This is a genomic window from Pseudomonas sp. PS01270 (assembly GCF_029959775.1).
Taxonomy (GTDB): domain Bacteria; phylum Pseudomonadota; class Gammaproteobacteria; order Pseudomonadales; family Pseudomonadaceae; genus Aquipseudomonas; species Aquipseudomonas atacamensis.
In genome coordinates this window covers 20657-42928 of record NZ_JASCPT010000022.1, presented here as the reverse complement: position 1 = coordinate 42928, position 22272 = coordinate 20657, and the positions used below count along the sequence as shown (strand labels likewise).

Here is a 22272-nt window from a genome sequence, read left to right as displayed (position 1 = left end):
TTTCTTGTAGGTTTAGTGCACCAGCATGCCGGTGAACCAGTAGGCCTGAGCCAGGGTGATCAAACCGACAATCGTTGCAAAGAATAGGCTGTGCTTGAGGGTGAAGCGGAACAGATCCGATTCCTTGCCGACCAGACCGGTCGCGGCGCAGGCCACGGCGATCGATTGCGGCGAGATCATCTTGCCGGTCACGCCGCCGCTGGTATTGGCCGCCACCAGCAAGGTGTCGTTGACGCCGATCTGGTGGGCGGTGGTCGCTTGCAACGAACTGAACAGCGCGTTCGACGAAGTATCCGAGCCGGTGAGGAACACGCCCAGCCAACCGAGGAACGGCGAGAAGAACGGGAACGCGGCGCCAGTACCCGCCAGCACCAGGGCCATGGTCGACGACATGCCGGAGTAGTTGGTGACGAAGGCGAACGCCAGCACCATGCCGATCGACAGGATTGGCCAGCGCAGTTCGTAGAAGGTCTCTTTCAAAATGGTCAGACCAGTTTTGAAGTTGATCTTCAGCACCAGCATCGAAATCAGCGCGGAGAAGAAAATCGCGGTTCCGGTGGCGGAAATCGGGTCGAGTTTGAACACCGCTGGAATCGCGGTCGGGTTGGTCACGATTGGCGCAGTCTTGATCACCAGTTGATCAAGGTGCGGAATCGCGAAGTTGAACACCCAGCTGTACATTGAGCCGCCGGCAGCGAACATCGCTTTGAAAGGCTTCAGCGTCCAGATCGTCACCAGCACAGTGAGGATCAGGAACGGCGACCACGCCTTGAAAATTTCCCCGAGGCTGTAGGGCGAAGCGACGGTGGTGCGCTTCTGGCCGAAACCTCCGACGCTGGCGCTGACCACCGAAGCGGATACGGCACCAACGATGTGCTGGCCGGCGGCGCGACGTGGTTGCCAGACCTTGAGGAACAGGGTCAGGGAAATCAGGCTGGCCAGCGCCGAAGTGATGTCCGGCAGTTCCGGACCGATGAAGTTGGAAGTGAAGTATTGGGTGATGGCGAAACTCAAGCCTGCCACCAGCGCGGCCGGCCAGGTTTCGCGCACGCCGCGCAGGCCGTCCATCATGAACACCAGCCAGAACGGCACGAACAGCGACAGCAGTGGCAGCTGGCGACCGGTCATGGCGCCGATCTTGAAGGCGTCGATGCCAGTGACCTGTCCCGCCACGATGATCGGAATCCCCAGCGCGCCGAACGCTACCGGCGCAGTGTTGGCAATCAGGCACAAGCCGGCGGCGTACAGCGGGTTGAAGCCCAGTCCTACAAGGAGTGCGGCAGTAATAGCTACCGGCGCGCCGAAACCGGCGGCACCTTCCAGAAAGGCGCCGAAGCAGAAACCGATCAGCAACACCTGCAAGCGCTGGTCATCGGTGATCGACAGGACCGAGCTGCGGATGACCTCGAACTGACCGCTTTTCACCGTCAGTTTGTAGAGGAACACCGCCGCGACAATGATCCAGGCAATCGGCCACAGGCCATAAGCGAAACCGTAACCAGCGGCGGCGAAGGCCATGTCCACTGGCATCTGGAAGGCGAAAATCGCCACGGCAATCGAAAGCGCGAGGGTGATGCTGCCGGCCACATGGCCTTTGAGGCGGAACACCGCCAGGGCGAGAAAGAAGAACACGATGGGAATGACGGCCGCGAGAGCGGAGACGCCAAGGCTGCCGAGCGGACTGTAGAGCTGTTGCCAGGTTTGCATGGTGGGGTGGCCCCTAATTGTTGTTGGTCAGGCACTGTGAGTAATCTTGGATAATTGGTAAGACCAATTTACAAGCACTGTCGGCTAGGGTAAAAGCCTTGGTGGCGGTGTGTCAATTTGCCGCTCTGAAACTTTCGTCGAAGATGCGGTGCAGAGGGCAACTGATCCGCTTTGGCGAAGTGGTGTCTGGCAGGTGTCGGCGGCGCGCGGATAGGCCAGAATAGACACCCCGGCGAGCGGTCGGGATCGTGGAGAAATGAGTTATGGGCTTTGATCAGATACGTCAGCGCCGTTTGTCTGACGATATTGTCGAGCGCCTTGAGGGGATGATCCTCGAGGGCACGCTGAAGTCGGGCGAGCGGCTGCCGGCCGAGCGCACGCTGGCCGAACAATTTGGCGTATCACGCCCGTCGTTGCGCGAGGCGATTCAGAAACTCGCGGCCAAAGGTTTGCTGGTCAGTCGCCAGGGCGGCGGCAATTATGTGGTGGAGGGGCTCGGATCGACGTTCAGCGATCCGCTGCTGCAATTGCTTGAAAGCAATCCCGAAGCGCAACGTGATTTGCTCGAATTCCGGCACACCCTGGAGGCATCGTGCGCCTACTACGCCGCATTGCGCGCTACCGATGTCGATCGCGAGCGCCTGACCGCTGCGTTCGAGGAGTTGCAGGATTGCTACTCGCGCCATGAAGAAGTCAGCCGGGCGGAAGAGGGCGCGGCGGATGCGAAGTTTCATCTGGCGATTGCCGAGGCCAGCCATAACGCGGTGTTGCTGCATACGATTCGCGGACTGTTCGATCTGCTCAAGCGCAACGTCGTGACCAACATTGGTGGTATGTACAAACAGCGCACGGAAACCCGCGACATGCTGATCTCGCAGCATCGGGAATTGTATCTGGCGATTATCGAAGGGCGTGCCGAGCAGGCGCGGGAAGTGTCCAGCCGACATATTTTGTATGTGCAGGAGGTGCTGGAAGAGGTGCGTCAGGAGGTGCAGCGCATGGCTCGGGCGGAGCGGCGCAAGGGGATGTAGTCAGTTAGTTCTGCAAACGATCGTTCCCACGCAGAGCGTGGGAACGATCAGGGTGGAAAACTAATCTTCCTTGCCCTTGTTGCGCACCGCACGCTGTAATTCACGCCCGGCATCGCGCTCGCGCTCGGTGTCGCGCTTGTCGTATTCCTTCTTGCCCTTGCCCAGAGCGATTTCGCACTTGACCATGTGCTTGCTCCAGTACCAGGACAGGCAGACGCAGGCGTAACCCTTTTGCTGCACGGCGGCGGCAAGCTTGTCCAGCTCGCGGCGGTTGAGCAGCAGTTTGCGAGTGCGCACCGGGTCGGCGATGACGTGAGTGCTTGCGGTCATCAACGGCGTGATGTGGCTGCCGAGCAACCATGCTTCGCCATCCTTGAGCAGCACATAGCTGTCGACCAGCTGCAACTTGCTCGCCCGCAGACTTTTTACTTCCCAGCCGGCCAGGACCAGACCAGCCTCGAACTTGTGCTCGATGAAGTAATCGTGTCGCGCCTTTTTGTTCTGCGCGATGGTCCCTGTTGGGTGTTTCTTCTGTTTAGCCATAGGGGCGGCATTATATGGAGTTGTTCGGCTGTCGGCTACGGTGTTGCTGCGTGCTTGAGCAGGTTGAGTGAATCCCGGACAATGCGGCCTCTTTTTCTAACGCTTGGGCGTGATAAACGATGTCGACAGACAAGGTTTCTGTCCACGGCAGTTGGGCTAGCCGCTGGGTATTCATACTCGCCGCGACCGGTTCGGCCGTGGGACTGGGTAGTATCTGGAAGTTCCCCTACATGGTCGGGGTCTACGGCGGCGGCGCCTTTGTGCTGATGTTCCTGGCGTGCATCGCGCTCATCGGTGTCCCGGTCATGCTCGCGGAAACCCTGATCGGCCGGCGCGCCCGGCAAAGTCCGGCGAACGCCTTGAAGGTGCTGGCGCTGGAGGCGGGGCACTCGGCCAAATGGTCGTGGGGCGCGTTTGCCGGGATGATCACGGCCCTGCTGATCCTGTCTTTCTACAGTGTGGTCGGCGGCTGGTCGCTGGACTACATCGTCGACATGGGTCGTGGCGATTTCCAGGGCGCGACGGCTGATCAGGTCGGCGCCTATTTCGGCAATGTCATCTCCAATCCATGGCGCCTGACACTTTGGCACACGATTTTCATGCTGCTGTCGGCCTTCGTGATCGCCAAAGGCGTGGTCGCCGGGCTTGAACGCAGCCTGCGGATCATGATGCCGCTGCTGTTCGTGATGATTCTGGTGCTGCTGGGCTACAGCATGACCACCGGGCATTTCATGGAAGGCGTGCATTTCATGTTCGACTTCCACCCGGAAAAAGTCCTCGACGGCCTGCTGCCGGCGATGGGGCACGCGTTCTTCTCGCTGAGCGTCGGCGTTGGTTCGATCATGATCTACGGCGCCTACATGCCGAAGAACACCTCGCTGTCGGGCACGGTGGTCGGCGTTGCGCTGCTGGATACCTTCGTGTCGCTGGTGGCTGGTCTGGCATTGTTTCCAATTGTATTTGCTGCTGGCTTGAACCCAAGCGAAGGCCCGGGGCTAATGTTCGTCAGCCTGCCGTTTGCTTTTGGTAACGTCTTTTTCGGCCAGTTGATGGGCGTGGTGTTCTTTGTGCTGGTCGCGGTGGCTGCCTGGAGTTCGGCTATTTCGCTACTCGAACCGATGGTGGCTTACCTGGTTGAACGCACTAAAATCAGCCGCATCTGGGTGACGTTCTGGCTTGCGTTCACCTGCTGGTTCGTTGGTCTGGGCACGGTGTTTTCTTTCAATATCTGGAAGGAAGCCAAGTTTTTCGTGAACGAAGGCGGGGCGTTCAGCCTCTATCAATGGGGTGCGCAGAGCGGTCTCGACTTCTTCGGCGTGATCGATTTCTTCACCTCGCGGATCATGTTGCCCCTTGGTGGCTTGTGTTTCGTGCTGTTCGCGGGATGGGTAATGGGGCGTGAAGCGGTGCGGGATGAATTGTCCATCCGTAACCCGGTTCTATTTGCCCTGTCCCTGTTCTTGATGCGCTACGTGGCGCCTATCGGCATTCTTGTAGTCTTTGCCGCTCAGCTCTGGAAGTAACGCTTACATGACGACACATATCCAACGATCCGCGCTCCTGCCGTACCCGGCGCAATTTCTCTACGACCTGGTCAACGATGTCGCGCGGTACCCGGAGTTTCTGCCGTGGTGTTCGGAGGCTGAAGTGCTGGAAAGCTCCCCGGAACACATGCGCGCCAGTGTCGGCGTAGCGAAGGGCGGCCTCAGTCAGCATTTCGTCACGCGCAATACGCTGGTGCCGGGGCAGTCGATCGAGATGAATCTCGAAGAAGGCCCGTTCACTCAGTTGCACGGCATCTGGGTATTCAAGGCGCTGAACGAAAAGGCCTGCAAGATCAGTCTGGATCTGTCGTTCGATTATGCCGGGCCGCTGGTACGCGCTACGTTGGGCCCGCTGTTCAATCAGGCGGCTAACCAGCTGGTGGATGCTTTCTGCCAGCGCGCCAAGCAGATGCATGGTTAAGCCGGTGATCGAGATAGAAGTCGTGTACGCAGCGGTTGATCGCCAGGTTCTGCGTGCGATCAGCGTGGCTGAAGGCGCTAGCGTTCGGGCGGCGGTGCACGCATCGGGCATCGCGGCAGAGTTTCCTGAGTTGAATCTGGCGGAGTGTCCGCTGGGGATTTTTGGCAAGGTCGTGGCTGACGCGGATTCTCGCCCTGTACAGGCGGGCGATCGCATTGAAATTTATCGACCGCTGCTGGCTGATCCCAAAGAAGTTCGACGTTTGCGCGCGGCCAAGGCTGCCCAGGCCAAAGCACGCAATTCTTGATCAGACCAAACGGCAGGCAATAAAAAACCCGGAATGTCCGGGTTTTTTATTGCCTCGCCTATTACTGCGGCGAGGTGTCCAGCGGCTCTGGTGTCGGAACCGGTACGGTTTCCACACCATCGACGTCCTTCTGGATTTGATCCAGCAAGGAGCCTGGTTTGGCTGGCTTCTCAGCTTCTGGCTTGTCGGCGTTTTCAGCCGGCGCGGTCACGGTAGTACCGCTGTCCTTGCCGAGAATGGCTTCGTCACGGCTCACGCCGGGCATGAAGTCACCGGACAGGCTGACAAGCTGGTCGTTGGAATTGAAGATAACGCTGATTCGTTCCTGCTGGCGTTCACCGCCACCCGGTTGCAGGCTGTACAGATAATCCCAGCGATCGGCATGGAACGTGTCGGCAAGCAGAGGGTTGCCCATGATAAACCGTACTTGCGGCCGGGTCATTCCCGGGCGTAACTGGTCTATCATGTCCTGCGTGACGACATTGCCCTGCTGGATGTCGATTTTGTAAACCCCGGGGAATGAACAACCGGCGAGTGCGAGCAGTCCCACAAAGGTGAAACTGGTTAGCAAGAGCTTGGTGTTTTGCATCGGTGGGCGACTTCCACTATCTTGGCTGGGACAACGTAAACGCCGATCATACCCGCATTAAGAGAAGCTGCGAAGCAGCATCGCGAGAAAGCTGACCATGGTTGAAAATAGCGAACTACGCAAAGCCGGCCTCAAAGTGACCCTGCCACGGGTCAAGATCCTGCAAATGCTCGACTCTACCGAGCAGCGTCACATGAGTGCCGAGGACGTCTACAAGGCGTTGATGGAAGCTGGTGAGGACGTCGGTCTGGCCACGGTTTACCGTGTACTGACCCAGTTCGAAGCGGCCGGCCTCGTGGTCCGCCACAACTTCGACGGCGGCCACGCGGTCTTCGAACTGGCTGACGGTGGCCACCACGACCATATGGTCAACGTGGAATCGGGTGAAGTGATCGAATTCTTCGACGAAGAAATCGAAAAGCTTCAGAAATCGATCGTCGAGAAGCATGGCTTCGAGATGGTTGATCACAACCTGGTGCTGTACGTACGCAAGAAAAAGTAAGCATGTCGCGCGAATTTCACATTCGCGAAACGAACGAAGGCGACCCAAGGGTCGCCTTCGTGCTTTCTGCTATTTGTTACGCCTTGGCGGTCACCACCATTTTTTTCGCATGAGCCAGGGATTCCTTGGTCAGATCGATGCCGCCGAGCATGCGCGCGACTTCTTCGATGCGCTCGTTCTTTGTCAGCTTCGCGACAGCGGTGTGAGTCGCCTTCTCGTCGCGAACCTTGTGCACGAACAGATGTTGATGCCCTTGCGCCGCCACTTGCGGCAAGTGCGTCACGGTCAGGACCTGGCCGCGATCACCGAGGCGGCGCAGTAACTGGCCGACAATCTCGGCAGTCGGGCCGCCAATACCTACGTCAACTTCGTCGAACACCAGGGTCGGCACGCGGGAGGTCTGGGCGGTAATGACCTGAATCGCCAGACTGATCCGCGACAGCTCACCACCGGAGGCGACTTTTGCCAGCGCCTTGAGCGGTTGGCCGGGGTTGGCACTGACCAGCAGTTCGACCTGTTCCAGCCCGTTCGGCAGCAACTCGTCGCTGCTGTTGGCTTTCAGTTCGATGGAAAAGCGGCCGCCGGGCATGCCCAGGCGCTGGATTTCCTGCTCCACCGCACTGGCGAGACTGCGGGCCGCCTGATGACGAAGGTCGCTCAGCTCGCGGGCTTTCTCTTGGTAGTGGCGGGCGTAGGACGCCAGTTCTTCACCCAGGCGCTCGACGGATTCATCATTGGCGTTGAGGGTTTCGATTTCATCCAGCAGCTTCTGCTGCATCTCGCCGACTTCGGTCGGCTGAATCCGGTGTTTGCGCGCCAGGGTGTAGATCGCGTCGAGACGTTCTTCCAGGTATTGCAGCCGAGCCGGGTCGGCATCGAAGTTATCGAGGAAACGGTTGAGTTCGCCGACTGCTTCTTCCACCTGAATCTGCGCGCTGGTCAGCAGACTGCTGGCTTCACCCAGCGCACCCACCGAACTGTTCACGCTGGACAGACGATTGAGGCTGGCGGTCAGCGCATTCAGCACATTGCCGGAGTCGCTTTCGCTGCATTGCTCGACCACTTGCCGGCAAATGCCCAGCAAGGTTTCGGCGTTGGTCAGGTTCTTGTGTTCCTGCTCCAGTTGCTCCAGTTCGTTTTCGCCGAGACCGAGGTTTTCCAGTTCTTCGAGCTGATAGCTGAGCAGTTGATGGCGTGCGCGTTGTTCGTCGCCAGAGTTGGAAAGGCGCTCCAGTTCCTGGCGAGTCTGGCGCCAGCGCTGTGCGGCCAGTTGCACCTGACGCGCCAGATCGGTCGCGCCGGCGTATTCGTCGAGCAGGCGGCGATGGGTGTCGGTCTTCAACAGCGACTGATGTTCGTGCTGGCTGTGGATATCGATCAGCAGCTCGCCGAGGGCTTTGAGGTCGCCAAGCGGGCAGGGCGTGCCGTTGATATAACCGCGCGAACGACCTTCCGAGGTGATGACCCGGCGCAGGATGCACGGCCCGTCGTTTTCCAGATCGCGCTCGGCCAGCCAGGCGCTGGCTTCGGGGATATCAGCAAGATCGAAGGTGGCAAGAATGTCGGCTTTGTCAGCGCCCGGGCGAACCACGCCGCTGTCGGCGCGATCACCCAGGGTGAGGCCCAGGGCGTCGAGCATGATCGACTTGCCGGCGCCGGTTTCCCCTGTGATCACGCTCATCCCGCGATCAAGTTCGAGATCGAGATGTTCAACGATGGCGTAGTTATGTACGGACAGGTGCACCAGCATAAAGGCAGCTCCCAGGCTTGAGGTCTGGTTATTTATACAGTGTTTTGTTCAGGCCTGACAATGCCCGCCCTTAGCTCGATTTGCTTGATCAGAGAGTTTTCTTAGCGCATTCAAGAATGAGTATTCAGCACTTTTTTGTAGGGACAATTGTTTTCAGCCCTTGAAGCCTGATTTTGCGGCCCCATATATCGGGGCAGAAGCGCGAGTCAGGCTCGCGGACGAAATTGAAAGGAGAATTCTATGGCTGACGAACAGACAGTAGATACGCAAAACCCAGATGCCAATCAGGCGCCCGAAGGTTCGGGTGACGACCTGGCGACCCGTGTGCAAGTGCTCGAAGAGCAATTGGCCGCCGCGCAGGATCAGTCTCTGCGTGTTGCTGCCGATCTGCAGAACGTTCGCCGCCGTGCCGAGCAGGACGTCGAGAAGGCGCACAAGTTTGCCCTGGAAAAATTCGCCAGCGACCTGCTGCCGATCGTCGACAGCCTGGAGCGCGGCCTTGAGCTGTCGAGCCCGGACGACGAAAGCATCCGCCCGATGCGCGAAGGTATCGAGCTGACCCTGAAAATGTTCCACGACACCCTCAAGCGCTACCAGCTTGAAGCGATCGATCCGCATGGCGAACCGTTCAACGCCGTTCACCATCAGGCGATGGCCATGCAGGAAAGTGCCGACGTCGAGCCGAACAGCGTGTTGAAGGTTTTCCAGAAGGGCTACCAGCTCAATGGTCGCCTGCTGCGCCCGGCGATGGTCGTGGTCAGCAAGGCGCCGGCACCGGTTTCGCCTTCGATTGACGAGCAGGCTTGAAATTAGCCGCAAGGCCCCCATTTAGAAGTCAAGCGTTTAAGTGCTACCGCAGTCAGCCACCACTGCTGCGGCAACAAAATCCAAAGTTTCGGGAGAGTGAACATGGGCAAAATTATCGGTATCGACCTGGGGACTACCAACTCCTGCGTCTCCGTGCTGGAAAACGGCAAAGCCAAAGTTATTGAAAACGCTGAAGGCGCGCGTACCACGCCGTCGATCATCGCTTACGCCAACGATGGCGAAATTCTGGTAGGTCAGTCGGCCAAGCGTCAGGCTGTAACCAACCCGCACAACACCCTGTACGCAGTAAAGCGTCTGATCGGTCGTCGTTTCGACGAAGAAGTTGTGCAGAAAGACATCCAGATGGTCCCTTACAAGATCGTCAAGGCTGACAACAACGACGCCTGGGTAGAAGTGAACGGCCAGAAAATGGCACCGCCACAGATCTCGGCTGAAATTCTGAAGAAGATGAAGAAGACCGCCGAAGACTACCTCGGCGAGGCAGTGACCGAAGCGGTGATCACCGTTCCGGCCTACTTCAACGACAGCCAGCGTCAGGCCACCAAAGACGCCGGCCGCATCGCTGGTCTGGACGTAAAACGTATCATCAACGAGCCAACCGCAGCTGCTCTGGCTTACGGTATGGACAAGGCCAAAGGCGATCACACCGTGATCGTTTATGACCTGGGTGGCGGCACCTTCGACGTATCCGTTATCGAAATCGCTGAAGTTGACGGCGAGCACCAGTTCGAAGTGTTGGCCACCAACGGTGACACCTTCCTCGGCGGTGAAGACTTCGACATTCGTCTGATCGACTACCTCGTTGACGAATTCAAGAAAGAAAGCGGCATGAACCTCAAAGGTGACCCGCTGGCGATGCAGCGCCTGAAAGAAGCCGCTGAGAAAGCCAAGATCGAGCTGTCGTCCGCTCAGTCGACCGACGTCAACCTGCCGTACATCACTGCAGACGCGACCGGTCCTAAGCACCTGAACGTGAAGATCTCGCGTGCCAAGCTCGAAGCACTGGTTGAAGACCTGGTTCAGCGCACCATCGAACCTTGCCGCATTGCCATGAAAGACGCCGGTATCGACGTCAGCGCGATCAACGACGTGATTCTGGTCGGTGGTCAGACTCGTATGCCGCTGGTACAGAAGCTGGTTACCGATTTCTTCGGTAAAGAAGCGCGTAAAGACGTCAACCCGGACGAAGCTGTTGCCATGGGTGCTGCGATTCAGGGCGCTGTTCTGGCCGGTGACGTGAAAGACGTCCTGCTGCTCGACGTCAGCCCGCTGACCCTGGGTATCGAAACCATGGGTGGCGTGATGACCGCGCTGATCGAGAAAAACACCACGATTCCTACCAAGAAATCGCAAGTGTTCTCGACTGCCGACGACAACCAGGGCGCTGTGACCATTCACGTTCTGCAAGGTGAGCGCAAGCAAGCCGCACAGAACAAATCGCTGGGCAAGTTCGACCTGGCCGACATTCCACCAGCTCCACGTGGCGTGCCGCAGATCGAAGTGACCTTCGACATCGACGCCAACGGCATCCTGCACGTCGGCGCGAAAGACAAGGCTACCGGCAAGACCCAGTCGATCGTGATCAAGGCCAACTCCGGTCTGTCCGACGAAGAAATCGAGCGCATGGTGCGTGACGCCGAGGCGAATGCCGAGGAAGACCGCAAGTTCGAAGAGCTGGCCGCTGCCCGTAACCAGGGTGACGCACTGGTGCACTCGACTCGCAAGATGATCGCTGACGCGGGCGACAAGGTCACCGCCGAAGAGAAGACTGCAATCGAAGCTGCTGTGGTTGCGCTGGAAGCCGCCGTCAAAGGCGACGACAAGGCTGCCATCGAAGCCAAGGTTGAAGAGCTGTCGAAAGTCTCCGCTCCGGTTGCTCAGAAGATGTACGCCGAACAGGCTCAGCCAGCTGATGGCGCGGCCCCGCAAGGCGAATCGGCTGAGAAGGCTGACGATGTTGTCGACGCCGAGTTCGAAGAAGTCAAAGACCACAAGTAAGTTGTTGGTCGCCCGGTTGACTGCCTTGCGGCGGTGACTGGTAGGATGTCGCCGCGCGGGAGCTTGCCTCCCGCGTTGGCGTATCTGGAATACGTGAATTTTTACAGCATGCGACACCGTTCGGATGCTGGCGGTATGGCCGGGAATGCTCCTGCTTTTCGCGCCGCAGATACCGCATCAATCAAGACCAGGATCGTTGAATTGACGTGAGTTGGGTCCGGGCCTTAATGGGGGCTCAACGAGTTTGGCGAGGCTCAGGAGGGGTTTGCCGAACGTCCTTAAGAGTGCAAAGAACTTATGGCAAAGCGTGACTATTACGAAGTATTGGGTGTCGAGCGGGGCACGAGCGAAGCGGACCTGAAGAAGGCCTATCGCCGTCTGGCCATGAAGCACCACCCCGACCGTAATCCCGGCGACAAAGCTTCGGAAGAAGCATTCAAAGAGGCCAACGAGGCCTATGAAGTGTTGTCCGACGCCAGCAAGCGCGCGGCATACGATCAGTACGGTCATGCCGGCGTCGATCCGAGCATGGGCGGCGGCGGTGCCGGTTTCGGTGGCCAGAACTTCTCGGACATCTTCGGCGATGTCTTCAGTGATTTCTTCGGTGGCGGTCGCGGCGGTGCCCGTGGCGGCGCCCAGCGTGGCAGCGATCTGCGCTACACCCTGGAATTGAATCTGGAAGAAGCGGTGCGCGGCACGTCGGTGAATATCCGCGTTCCGACACTGGTCAACTGCAAGCCGTGCGATGGTTCCGGCGCCAAGAAAGGCTCGTCGCCGACGACGTGCCCGACCTGCGGCGGCATCGGTCAGGTGCGCATGCAGCAGGGCTTCTTCTCGGTGCAGCAGACCTGCCCGCGCTGCCATGGCCAGGGCAAGATCATTTCCGATCCGTGCGACTCCTGCCACGGCGACGGTCGTGTCGAAGAGTACAAAACCCTGTCGGTCAAAGTGCCTGCCGGTGTTGATACTGGCGACCGCATTCGTCTGTCCGGCGAAGGCGAGGCGGGTACCCAGGGCGGGCCGACTGGCGACCTGTACGTTGTGATCAACGTGCGTGAACACGACATCTTCCAGCGTGACGGCAAGCATCTGTTCTGCGAAGTGCCGATCAGCTTCGTCGACGCTGCACTGGGCGGCGAGCTGGAAATTCCGACCCTCGACGGTCGCGTCAAACTGAAAATCCCCGAAGGCACGCAGACCGGCAAGCAGTTCCGCGTGCGCGGCAAAGGCGTTGCGCCAGTGCGTGGCGGCGGTGCCGGCGACCTGATGTGCCGTGTCGCTGTGGAAACGCCGGTCAACCTCAACCGTCGTCAGCGTGAACTGCTGGAAGAATTCCGCAGTTCCCTGGCCGACGACAACAGCCACTCGCCGAAAACCACCGGTTGGTTCGACGGTGTGAAGCGTTTCTTCGGCGATTTGTAAGGAGTCGGCATGCGACGTATTGCAGTGATGGGCGCCGCCGGGCGCATGGGCAAGACCCTGATTGAAGCGGTGCAGCAGACGCCGGGCGCCGGTCTGACGGCGGCGGTCGATCGTCCCGACAGCACGCTGGTTGGCGCGGATGCCGGTGAGCTGGCAGCGCTGGGCCGTATCGGCGTGCCGCTGTCCGGTGATCTGGATCGTGTGGTCGAAGAGTTCGATGTGCTGATCGACTTCACTCACCCGACCGTGACCCTGAAAAATCTCGCGTTCTGCCGCAAACACGGCAAAGCGATGATCATCGGCACCACCGGTTTCAGTGTTGAAGAGAAGCAATTGCTGGCCGAGGCGGGCAAGGACATTCCGATTGTCTTCGCCGCCAACTTCAGCGTCGGCGTCAACCTCTGCCTGAAGTTGCTCGACACCGCTGCGCGCGTGCTGGGCGACGATGTCGATATCGAGATCATGGAAGCCCATCACCGCCACAAGGTCGATGCTCCGTCAGGTACGGCTGTGCGCATGGGTGAAGTGATTGCCGATGCCCTGGGGCGTGATCTGAAGAAGGTCGCGGTCTACGGTCGTGAAGGCCAGACCGGTGCGCGGGAGCGTGAAACCATTGGTTTCGCCACCGTGCGTGCTGGCGACATCGTTGGTGATCACACCGTGCTGTTCGCTGCCGATGGCGAGCGCGTCGAGATCACCCACAAGGCATCGAGCCGCATGACCTTCGCCAAGGGCGCGGTGCGTGCGGCGCTGTGGCTGGACGGTCGCGAGCCGGGCCTGTACGACATGCAAGACGTGCTCGACCTGCGTTGAGTCGTTGCTGAACCCGGCGCAAACGTCCCGTTTTGCGCCGGTTTTTACCGCTTGGCGACGACCTGTCGCATTCTCCGGCCTTTAAGGCTCTTTAGCGGTGGACCAAAAACGCCCTTTTCTGTAAGCTACAGCTTTAGTGTGTCCACTAAAAGCGCGCAGAATAATTTCAGTGAAGAAGCGGGGTGACGTGTCCATACGTCACTCCGCTTTTTTACAACCTGCGATTGCCCTTTCATGCGTTATTTACGGGAGGTCTTCTTGACTAAGCCAGCCATACTCGCCCTTGCTGATGGCAGCATTTTTCGCGGCGAAGCCATTGGAGCCGACGGTCAGACCGTTGGTGAGGTGGTGTTCAACACCGCAATGACCGGCTATCAGGAAATCCTTACCGATCCTTCCTACGCCCAACAGATCGTTACCCTGACTTATCCGCACATCGGCAACACCGGCACCACGCCGGAAGATGCCGAGTCCGACCGCGTCTGGTCCGCTGGCCTGGTCATCCGTGACCTGCCGCTGGTAGCGAGCAACTGGCGTAACACGATGTCCCTGTCCGATTACCTGAAAGCCAACAACGTGGTGGCAATCGCCGGTATCGACACCCGTCGCCTGACCCGCATCCTGCGTGAAAAAGGCGCTCAGAACGGCTGCATCATGGCCGGCGACAACATCTCCGAAGAAGCGGCCATCGCCGCTGCGCAAGGCTTCCCGGGCCTGAAGGGCATGGATCTGGCGAAAGTCGTCAGCACCAAGACCCAATACGAATGGCGCTCGACTGTCTGGGATCTGAAAACCGACAGCCACGCGACCATCGAAGCTTCCGAGCTGCCATATCACGTGGTCGCCTACGACTACGGCGTCAAGGTCAACATCCTGCGCATGCTGGTAGAGCGCGGCTGCCGCGTCACCGTAGTGCCTGCGCAGACTCCAGCCGCCGATGTGCTGGCGCTGAAGCCGGACGGCGTGTTCCTGTCCAACGGCCCTGGTGATCCGGAGCCATGCGACTACGCGATCCAGGCGATCAAGGAAGTCCTGGAAACCGAGACGCCGGTATTCGGCATCTGCCTCGGCCACCAGTTGCTGGCTCTGGCCTCCGGCGCCAAGACCCTGAAAATGGGCCACGGCCACCACGGTGCCAACCACCCGGTGCAGGATCTGGACACAGGCGTGGTGATGATCACCAGCCAGAACCACGGTTTTGCGGTAGACGAAGCCACACTGCCAGCCAACGTGCGCGCGATCCACAAATCGCTGTTCGACGGCACCCTGCAAGGCATCGAGCGCACCGACAAGAGCGCGTTCAGCTTCCAGGGTCACCCTGAAGCGAGCCCGGGCCCGAACGATGTCGCGCCACTGTTCGACCGCTTCATCAACGAGATGGTCAAGCGACGCTAAGCGTTCGCCTTGAGACTGTAGAGAGAAGGCCTCGAGGGCGGCCCCGGTTCCGGCGGCCCCCTCGGGACTTCAGAAATCGATCAAGACGGCTTGCCGACTGACCTGCGGATTTGAGTGACAAACCATGCCAAAACGTACAGACATTAAAAGCATCCTGATTCTCGGCGCTGGCCCGATCGTGATCGGCCAGGCCTGCGAATTCGACTACTCCGGCGCCCAGGCCTGCAAAGCCCTGCGCGAAGAGGGTTACCGCGTCATCCTGGTGAACTCCAACCCGGCCACCATCATGACCGACCCGGACATGGCCGACGCCACCTATATCGAACCGATCAAATGGCAGACCGTGGCCAAGATCATCGAAAAAGAGCGTCCGGACGCCGTGCTGCCAACCATGGGTGGCCAGACCGCTCTGAACTGCGCTCTGGACCTGGAGCGCGAAGGCGTTCTCGAGAAGTTCGGCGTAGAGATGATCGGTGCCAACGCCGACACCATCGACAAGGCTGAAGACCGTTCGCGTTTCGACAAGGCAATGAAATCCATCGGTCTGGCGTGCCCGCGTTCCGGCATCGCCCACAGCATGGAAGAGGCCAACGCGGTTCTCGAAACCCTCGGTTTCCCGTGCATCATCCGTCCGTCCTTCACCATGGGCGGCACCGGTGGCGGTATCGCTTACAACCGTGAAGAGTTCGAAGAAATCTGCGCCCGTGGTCTGGACCTGTCGCCGACCAAAGAGTTGCTGATCGACGAATCGCTGATCGGCTGGAAAGAATATGAAATGGAAGTTGTCCGCGACAAAAAGGACAACTGCATCATCGTCTGCTCGATCGAAAACTTCGACCCGATGGGCGTGCACACCGGTGACTCGATCACCGTAGCTCCTGCGCAAACCCTGACCGACAAGGAATACCAGATCCTGCGTAACGCCTCGCTGGCGGTACTGCGCGAGATCGGCGTCGAGACCGGTGGTTCGAACGTGCAGTTCGGTATCTGCCCGAACACTGGCCGCATGGTCGTGATCGAAATGAACCCGCGTGTTTCGCGCTCCTCGGCACTGGCTTCGAAAGCCACCGGTTTCCCGATCGCCAAGGTCGCGGCCAAACTGGCTGTGGGTTACACCCTCGACGAGCTGTCGAACGACATCACCGGCGGCAAGACCCCGGCGTCCTTCGAACCGTCGATCGACTACGTCGTCACCAAGCTGCCACGCTTCGCCTTCGAGAAATTCGCCAAGGCTGACGCACGCCTGACCACGCAAATGAAGTCGGTCGGCGAAGTCATGGCCATCGGCCGGACCTTCCAGGAATCCCTGCAGAAAGCCCTGCGCGGTCTGGAAGTGGGCGTTTGCGGTCTGGACGAGAAGCTCGATCTGAGCAACCCGGACAGCATGAGCGTGCTCAAGCGCGAACTGACCGTGCCGGGCGCCGAGCGTATCTGGTACGTGGCGGACGCCTTCCGCGCCGGCCTGTCGGTCGAAGACATCTTCGGCATGAACATGATCGATCCGTGGTTCCTGGTGCAGATCGAAGACCTGATCAAGGACGAAGAGAAGGTCAAGACCCTCGGTCTGTCCTCGATCGACCGCGACCTGATGTTCAAGCTCAAGCGCAAAGGCTTCTCTGATCAGCGTCTGGCCAAGCTGCTGGGCGTCACCGAGAAAAACCTGCGTACGCACCGTCAGAAGCTGGAAGTGTTCCCGGTCTACAAGCGCGTTGACACCTGCGCCGCCGAATTCGCCACCGACACCGCTTACCTGTACTCGACCTACGAGGAAGAGTGCGAAGCAGCGCCGTCGGGTCGCGACAAGATCATGATCCTGGGTGGCGGTCCGAACCGTATCGGCCAGGGCATCGAGTTCGACTACTGCTGCGTTCACGCTGCGCTCGCCCTGCGCGAAGACGGCTACGAAACCATCATGGTCAACTGCAACCCGGAAACCGTTTCCACCGACTACGACACTTCCGACCGTCTGTACTTCGAGCCGGTAACCCTGGAAGACGTACTGGAAATCTGCCGCGTCGAGAAGCCGAAAGGCGTGATCGTCCAGTACGGCGGCCAGACTCCGCTTAAACTGGCTCGCGCGCTGGAAGCTGCTGGCGTGCCGATCATCGGCACCAGCCCTGACGCCATCGACCGCGCCGAAGACCGCGAGCGCTTCCAGCAAATGGTCGAGCGCCTGAACCTGCGTCAGCCGCCAAACGCCACCGTGCGCAGCGAAGACGAAGCCGTTCGTGCTGCGGCGAAGATCGGTTATCCGCTGGTGGTGCGCCCGTCCTACGTGCTGGGCGGCCGTGCGATGGAAATCGTTTACAAGGAAGACGAACTCAAGCGCTATCTGCGTGACGCGGTGCAAGTGTCCAACGACAGCCCGGTGCTGCTCGACCACTTCCTCAACTGCGCCATCGAAATGGACGTGGATGCGGTCTGCGACGGCAAAGATGTAGTGATCGGCGCGATCATGCAGCACATCGAACAGGCGGGCGTTCACTCCGGTGACTCCGCGTGCTCGCTGCCGCCGTACTCGCTGCCAGCGCACATCCAGGACGAGATGCGCGAACAGGTCAAGAAAATGGCCCTGGAACTCGGCGTTGTCGGCCTGATGAACGTGCAGCTGGCGTTGCAGGGTGAAGACATTTACGTCATCGAAGTCAACCCGCGCGCCTCGCGTACCGTGCCGTTCGTTTCCAAGTGCATCGGTGTTTCCCTGGCCATGATCGCTGCGCGCGTGATGGCCGGTAAGACCCTGAAGGAAATCGGCTTCACCAAAGAAATCATCCCGAACTTCTACAGCGTGAAAGAGGCGGTGTTCCCGTTCGCCAAGTTCCCTGGCGTTGACCCGATCCTCGGCCCAGAGATGAAGTCGACCGGTGAAGTGATGGGCGTCGGCGACACCTTCGGCGAAGCATTCGCCAAGGCGCAGATGGGCGCCAGCGAAGTGCTGCCGACCGGCGGTACTGCGTTCATCAGCGTGCGCGATGACGACAAGCCACTGGTTGCAGGCGTGGCCCGTGATCTGATCAACTTGGGCTTCGAAGTGGTCGCCACTGCCGGCACTGCCAAGCTGATCGAAGCCGCAGGCCTGAAAGTGCGCCGCGTGAACAAGGTGACCGAGGGTCGTCCACACGTGGTCGACATGATCAAGAATGACGAAGTCACGCTGATCATCAACACCACCGAAGGTCGTCAGTCGATCGCCGATTCGTACTCCATTCGTCGCAATGCCCTGCAGCACAAGATCTACTGCACCACCACTATTGCTGCGGGCGAAGCGATCTGCGAAGCGCTGAAGTTCGGTCCGGAAAAGACCGTGCGCCGCTTGCAGGATCTACACGCAGGATTGAAGGCATGAGCATAACCAAGTACCCAATGACTGTTCAGGGCGCTCGCGCCCTGGAAGAGGAGCATGCTCACCTGACCAAGGTCGTCCGTCCGAAGCTCAGCCAGGACATCGGTACGGCCCGCGAGTTGGGTGACTTGAAGGAAAACGCTGAATACCATGCTGCCCGCGAACAGCAAGGCATGGTCGAAGCGCGTATTCGTGATATCGAGGGCCGGATTCAGAATCAGGTCATCATCGATGTCACGACCATTCCTCACACCGGCAAAGTGATTTTCGGTACCACCGTCGAGATCGCCAACGTCGAGACTGATGAAAGCGTCACTTACCACATCGTGGGTGAGGATGAGGCTGACTTCAAACTCGGCAAGATCTCCGTCGGTTCGCCGCTGGCCCGCGCCTTGATTGGCAAGGAAGAGGGTGACGTCGTCGCCGTCAAAACGCCGAGCGGCGTGATCGAGTACGAGATTGTCGAAGTTCGTCACATCTGAAAGAAGGCGCCCGCTGCATGCGGGCGCCATGCTTTGGCAACTGACCCAGATGCTTTGGGTCGGTGGCCTATGGTTGATTCATATCGGTTTGCAGCCGGCGTTGGGTCAGATCGGCCTGGCGCCGCTGTTGATCGACGAAGTGGCCAGTGCATTCGAAGTGCTGGTGGTGGGGTTCGCCGCTCTGTGCGTGATCTTTCAGGCTTTGGTGCTGGTACAGGCCGAGGGCCTTGGCAGTCTATGGCGGGATTTTCGCGGGCAGGTGCTGTTGATGGCGTTGTACGCGTGCGCGATGTATGTCGCTGTGCGTGTCGGCTGGCCGGATGCGCAGCGCTGGCAGGTATTCAGTTATCTGGTACTGGGATTTTCCGGGTTGGTGCTGGTCATGCAGCCGGTGCCGGGATGGAGTGGCAGGGTGCGCGAAGCACACCCTTGACCCTGCGCATCACTTGAAGCGATGAACGTTCGACAGCTGCTTGTTGGCGCTGAAGTTCTTGCGGTAGACCAGAGCCATCTTGCCGATGACCTGAACTAGGTCCGCTTTGCCGACCTTGCACAGCTCGGCGATGTGCGCCAGGCGCGACTCGCGATCGAGGATATTGAGCTTGATCTTGATCAGCTCGTGATCGGCCAAGGCGCGTTCAAGTTCGGCTAGAACACCTTCAGTCAAACCGTTGTCCGCTACCGTCAACACTGGTTTGAGGTGGTGGCCGATGGATTTGTACTGTTTCTTCTGCTCTGGAGTGAGCGGCATAATCTGACCCTTTCGTCTGGATTCTGTAAAATGGCGGCCATTTTACCCGAGGGTTCGTGGATCCGCCCAACTAATCACGACCCTAATCATCGAGGTGCCCAATGGCGCGTTCCAAGACAAGCCTTGGTTGGCTGAAAAGACATGTCAACGATCCTTATGTGAAGCAGGCGCAGAAGGATGGCTACCGCTCGCGTGCAAGTTACAAGCTGCTGGAGATCCAGGAAAAATACAAACTCATCCGTCCGGGCATGAGCGTGGTCGACCTCGGCGCGGCGCCGGGTGGCTGGTCGCAGGTCACCAGTCGACTGATCGGTGGCCAGGGGCGTCTGATCGCTTCTGACATTCTTGAAATGGACGGCATTCCGGACGTGACCTTCATTCAAGGTGACTTCACTGAGGACTCGGTGCTGGCTCAAATCCTTGAGGCCGTGGGTAATTCGCAGGTGGACCTTGTGATTTCCGATATGGCCCCCAATATGAGTGGTACGCCCGAAGTGGATATGCCCAAGGCCATGTTCCTCTGTGAGCTGGCTCTGGACCTGGCGGAACGGATCCTCAAGCCGGGTGGCAATTTCGTCATCAAGATTTTTCAGGGCGAAGGGTTTGACGTTTATCTGAAGGACGCTCGGAAGAAATTCGACAAGATCCAGATGATCAAGCCAGACTCTTCCCGTGGCAGCTCCCGTGAGCAGTACATGCTGGCCTGGGGTTATCGCGGCGGTGATGCGTAAAACAAGGTTTTTCGGCGGGGCGATAGGTTTTTCATATTTCGCTCCGCAGGCATAAGCGAATATTGTGTAGAAAGTGTTTCACAAAGGGTTACAGACGGCGCCTGCCAGAGTTGTAGGTAATGTAGTAAGTTAGGCCGGTGAATATCATGCGAAGCGCGCGCCAGTAGCGGAGCTTGCTTCAGAGGGTAGTTAATTGAACGATATGGCAAAGAATCTGATCCTGTGGTTGATCATCGCGGCAGTCTTGGTGACGGTGATGAACAACTTCTCCAGCCCTAACGAGCCGCAGACCCTCAACTATTCCGACTTCATCCAGCAGGTCAAGGATGGCAAGGTCGAGCGCGTAGCCGTTGACGGCTATGTGATTACCGGCAAGCGCACCGATGGCGACAGCTTCAAGACCATTCGTCCGGCAATTCAGGACAATGGCCTGATCGGCGATCTGGTCGACAATCATGTTGTGGTTGAAGGCAAGCAGCCTGAACAGCAAAGCATCTGGACTCAGCTCCTGGTGGCCAGCTTCCCGATCCTGGTGATCATCGCGGTGTTCATGTTCTTCATGCGCCAGATGCAGGGCGGCGCCGGTGGCAAGGGCGGGCCGATGAGCTTCGGCAAGAGCAAGGCACGCCTGCTGTCCGAAGATCAGGTCAAAACCACTTTGGCTGACGTTGCCGGTTGCGACGAAGCCAAAGAAGAAGTCGGCGAGCTGGTCGAGTTCCTGCGTGATCCGGGCAAGTTCCAGCGTCTGGGCGGTCGTATCCCGCGCGGCGTACTGATGGTCGGCCCGCCGGGTACCGGTAAAACCTTGCTGGCCAAGGCGATTGCCGGCGAAGCGAAAGTGCCATTCTTCACCATCTCCGGTTCCGACTTTGTCGAAATGTTCGTCGGTGTCGGCGCCAGCCGCGTCCGCGACATGTTCGAGCAGGCCAAGAAGCACGCCCCTTGCATCATCTTCATCGACGAAATCGATGCCGTGGGTCGCCATCGTGGTGCCGGCATGGGTGGCGGTCACGACGAACGTGAGCAGACTCTCAACCAGTTGCTGGTAGAGATGGACGGCTTCGAAATGAATGACGGCATCATCGTGATTGCTGCGACCAACCGTCCGGACGTACTCGACCCTGCGCTGCTGCGTCCGGGCCGTTTCGACCGTCAGGTGGTGGTTGGCTTGCCGGATATTCGTGGTCGCGAGCAGATTCTGAAAGTGCACATGCGTAAAGTGCCAATGGGCGACGACGTTGCTCCGGCAGTGATCGCACGTGGTACTCCTGGCTTCTCCGGTGCTGACCTGGCCAACTTGGTCAACGAAGCGTCGTTGTTCGCTGCTCGTAGCGGCAAACGCATCGTCGAGATGAAAGAGTTCGAACTGGCGAAAGACAAGATCATGATGGGCGCCGAGCGCAAATCCATGGTCATGTCCGAGAAAGAAAAGCAGAACACTGCTTACCACGAAGCCGGCCACGCCATCGTTGGTCGCGTCGTGCCTGAGCATGATCCGGTCTACAAGGTGTCGATCATCCCGCGCGGTCGTGCGCTGGGTGTGACCATGTTCCTCCCGGAAGAAGATCGTTACAGCCTGTCCAAACGTGCGCTGGTCAGCCAGATCTGCTCGTTGTACGGTGGCCGTATCGCAGAAGAAATGACCCTGGGCTTTGACGGTGTAACCACCGGCGCGTCCAACGACATCATGCGTGCAAGTCAGATTGCCCGGAACATGGTGACGAAATGGGGCCTGTCGGAAAAACTCGGTCCGCTGATGTATGCCGAAGAAGAGGGCGAAGTGTTCCTCGGTCGCGGCGGTGGCGGCCAGGCTGCCAGCTTCTCCGGTGAGACCGCCAAGCTGATCGATTCCGAAGTGCGCAGCATCATTGATCAGTGCTACGGCACCGCCAAGCAGATCCTCACGGATAACCGTGACAAACTGGATGCCATGGCTGATGCGCTGATGAAGTACGAAACCATCGATGCCGAGCAGATCGACGACATCATGGCTGGCCGCACACCTCGCGAACCTCGCGACTGGTCGGGTGGCACCGGTACGCCTCCGCCGCCTGTCGTGCAGGACGAGCGTCCGGAAAAACCGATTGGCGGTCCGGCTGCTGACGTTTAAGGCTT

Annotated in this window: 20 protein-coding genes; 15 read left to right on the top strand and 5 right to left on the bottom strand. The window is 59.1% G+C overall.

Annotated elements, in window-relative coordinates; all coding sequences use genetic code 11:
* Positions 1–12: 12 nt before the first annotated feature.
* The gene (locus tag QMX86_RS09655; protein WP_273528844.1) at positions 13–1707 is read right to left on the bottom strand and encodes a lactate permease LctP family transporter; all 1695 of its coding nucleotides are present in this window, start codon (positions 1705–1707) and stop codon (positions 13–15) included.
* Positions 1708–1970: 263 nt separating this feature from the next.
* Here QMX86_RS09655 and QMX86_RS09650 point away from each other — a divergent pair, with 263 nt between their 5' ends.
* Entirely contained in the window at positions 1971–2738 is a 768-nt protein-coding gene (locus QMX86_RS09650; RefSeq protein ID WP_016771775.1) for an FCD domain-containing protein, read from the top strand.
* A 60-nt stretch (positions 2739–2798) separates the two neighbouring features.
* Here the strand turns inward: QMX86_RS09650 and smpB are convergent, their stop codons facing one another.
* Positions 2799–3281, bottom strand: coding sequence for an SsrA-binding protein SmpB (gene smpB, locus QMX86_RS09645; RefSeq protein ID WP_007953781.1), 483 nt, complete (start codon positions 3279–3281; stop codon positions 2799–2801).
* Positions 3282–3400: 119 nt separating this feature from the next.
* Between smpB and QMX86_RS09640 the strand changes: the two genes are divergently transcribed.
* Genes QMX86_RS09640 through QMX86_RS09630 form a run of 3 tightly spaced genes read left to right on the top strand, consistent with a single transcriptional unit; the run spans position 3401 to position 5553 of the window.
* Positions 3401–4804 (top strand): sodium-dependent transporter, encoded by a 1404-nt coding sequence (locus tag QMX86_RS09640; RefSeq protein ID WP_016771774.1) that lies wholly within the window; start codon positions 3401–3403, stop codon positions 4802–4804.
* Between the two features lie 7 nt (positions 4805–4811).
* Positions 4812–5246 (top strand): type II toxin-antitoxin system RatA family toxin, encoded by a 435-nt coding sequence (locus tag QMX86_RS09635; protein WP_016771773.1) that lies wholly within the window; start codon positions 4812–4814, stop codon positions 5244–5246.
* Positions 5239–5553 (top strand): RnfH family protein, encoded by a 315-nt coding sequence (locus QMX86_RS09630; protein WP_273528923.1) that lies wholly within the window; start codon positions 5239–5241, stop codon positions 5551–5553. The genes QMX86_RS09635 and QMX86_RS09630 overlap by 8 nt, the downstream gene beginning before the upstream one ends.
* A gap of 61 nt (positions 5554–5614) precedes the next feature.
* Here QMX86_RS09630 and QMX86_RS09625 read toward each other — a convergent pair whose 3' ends face one another.
* Complete coding sequence (locus QMX86_RS09625) at positions 5615–6142, bottom strand: outer membrane protein assembly factor BamE (RefSeq protein ID WP_016771771.1); 528 nt, start codon at positions 6140–6142, stop codon at positions 5615–5617.
* A 97-nt stretch (positions 6143–6239) separates the two neighbouring features.
* On the opposite strand from QMX86_RS09625, the gene fur reads away from it, so the two are divergent.
* Positions 6240–6644, top strand: a complete 405-nt coding sequence (gene fur / locus QMX86_RS09620) for a ferric iron uptake transcriptional regulator (RefSeq protein ID WP_016771770.1) — start codon at positions 6240–6242, stop codon at positions 6642–6644.
* Positions 6645–6720: 76 nt separating this feature from the next.
* On the opposite strand, the gene recN is transcribed toward fur, so the two are convergent.
* The gene (gene recN / locus QMX86_RS09615) at positions 6721–8394 is read right to left on the bottom strand and encodes a DNA repair protein RecN (RefSeq protein ID WP_273528922.1); all 1674 of its coding nucleotides are present in this window, start codon (positions 8392–8394) and stop codon (positions 6721–6723) included.
* Between the two features lie 240 nt (positions 8395–8634).
* On the opposite strand from recN, the gene grpE reads away from it, so the two are divergent.
* The 8 genes from grpE to QMX86_RS09575 all read left to right on the top strand — a co-directional run bounded on the left by grpE (position 8635) and on the right by QMX86_RS09575 (position 19108).
* Positions 8635–9201, top strand: a complete 567-nt coding sequence (gene grpE, locus QMX86_RS09610) for a nucleotide exchange factor GrpE (RefSeq protein WP_039759570.1) — start codon at positions 8635–8637, stop codon at positions 9199–9201.
* Between the two features lie 102 nt (positions 9202–9303).
* Positions 9304–11220: a molecular chaperone DnaK gene (dnaK, locus tag QMX86_RS09605; RefSeq protein WP_042608859.1), complete on the top strand. Its 1917-nt coding sequence runs from the start codon at positions 9304–9306 to the stop codon at positions 11218–11220.
* Between the two features lie 297 nt (positions 11221–11517).
* Positions 11518–12642: a molecular chaperone DnaJ gene (gene dnaJ / locus QMX86_RS09600; RefSeq protein ID WP_016771767.1), complete on the top strand. Its 1125-nt coding sequence runs from the start codon at positions 11518–11520 to the stop codon at positions 12640–12642.
* Between the two features lie 9 nt (positions 12643–12651).
* Positions 12652–13455: a 4-hydroxy-tetrahydrodipicolinate reductase gene (gene dapB, locus QMX86_RS09595; RefSeq protein WP_016771766.1), complete on the top strand. Its 804-nt coding sequence runs from the start codon at positions 12652–12654 to the stop codon at positions 13453–13455.
* Between the two features lie 258 nt (positions 13456–13713).
* On the top strand, positions 13714–14850 hold the full coding sequence (gene carA / locus QMX86_RS09590) for a glutamine-hydrolyzing carbamoyl-phosphate synthase small subunit (RefSeq protein WP_273527925.1): 1137 nt from the start codon (positions 13714–13716) through the stop codon (positions 14848–14850).
* 124 nt (positions 14851–14974) lie between these two features.
* The gene (gene carB / locus QMX86_RS09585) at positions 14975–18196 is read left to right on the top strand and encodes a carbamoyl-phosphate synthase large subunit (RefSeq protein WP_016771764.1); all 3222 of its coding nucleotides are present in this window, start codon (positions 14975–14977) and stop codon (positions 18194–18196) included.
* A 2-nt stretch (positions 18197–18198) separates the two neighbouring features.
* Complete coding sequence (greA, locus tag QMX86_RS09580; RefSeq protein WP_038861135.1) at positions 18199–18675, top strand: transcription elongation factor GreA; 477 nt, start codon at positions 18199–18201, stop codon at positions 18673–18675.
* A gap of 28 nt (positions 18676–18703) precedes the next feature.
* Positions 18704–19108 (top strand): hypothetical protein, encoded by a 405-nt coding sequence (locus tag QMX86_RS09575; protein ID WP_016771762.1) that lies wholly within the window; start codon positions 18704–18706, stop codon positions 19106–19108.
* A 9-nt stretch (positions 19109–19117) separates the two neighbouring features.
* Here the strand turns inward: QMX86_RS09575 and QMX86_RS09570 are convergent, their stop codons facing one another.
* A complete protein-coding gene (locus tag QMX86_RS09570; RefSeq protein WP_016771761.1) occupies positions 19118–19426 on the bottom strand; it encodes a YhbY family RNA-binding protein in 309 nt (102 codons plus the stop codon).
* A gap of 101 nt (positions 19427–19527) precedes the next feature.
* On the opposite strand from QMX86_RS09570, the gene rlmE reads away from it, so the two are divergent.
* Complete coding sequence (rlmE, locus tag QMX86_RS09565) at positions 19528–20157, top strand: 23S rRNA (uridine(2552)-2'-O)-methyltransferase RlmE (protein WP_056782866.1); 630 nt, start codon at positions 19528–19530, stop codon at positions 20155–20157.
* Between the two features lie 202 nt (positions 20158–20359).
* Entirely contained in the window at positions 20360–22267 is a 1908-nt protein-coding gene (gene ftsH, locus QMX86_RS09560) for an ATP-dependent zinc metalloprotease FtsH (protein WP_282383143.1), read from the top strand.
* Positions 22268–22272: the final 5 nt, after the last annotated feature.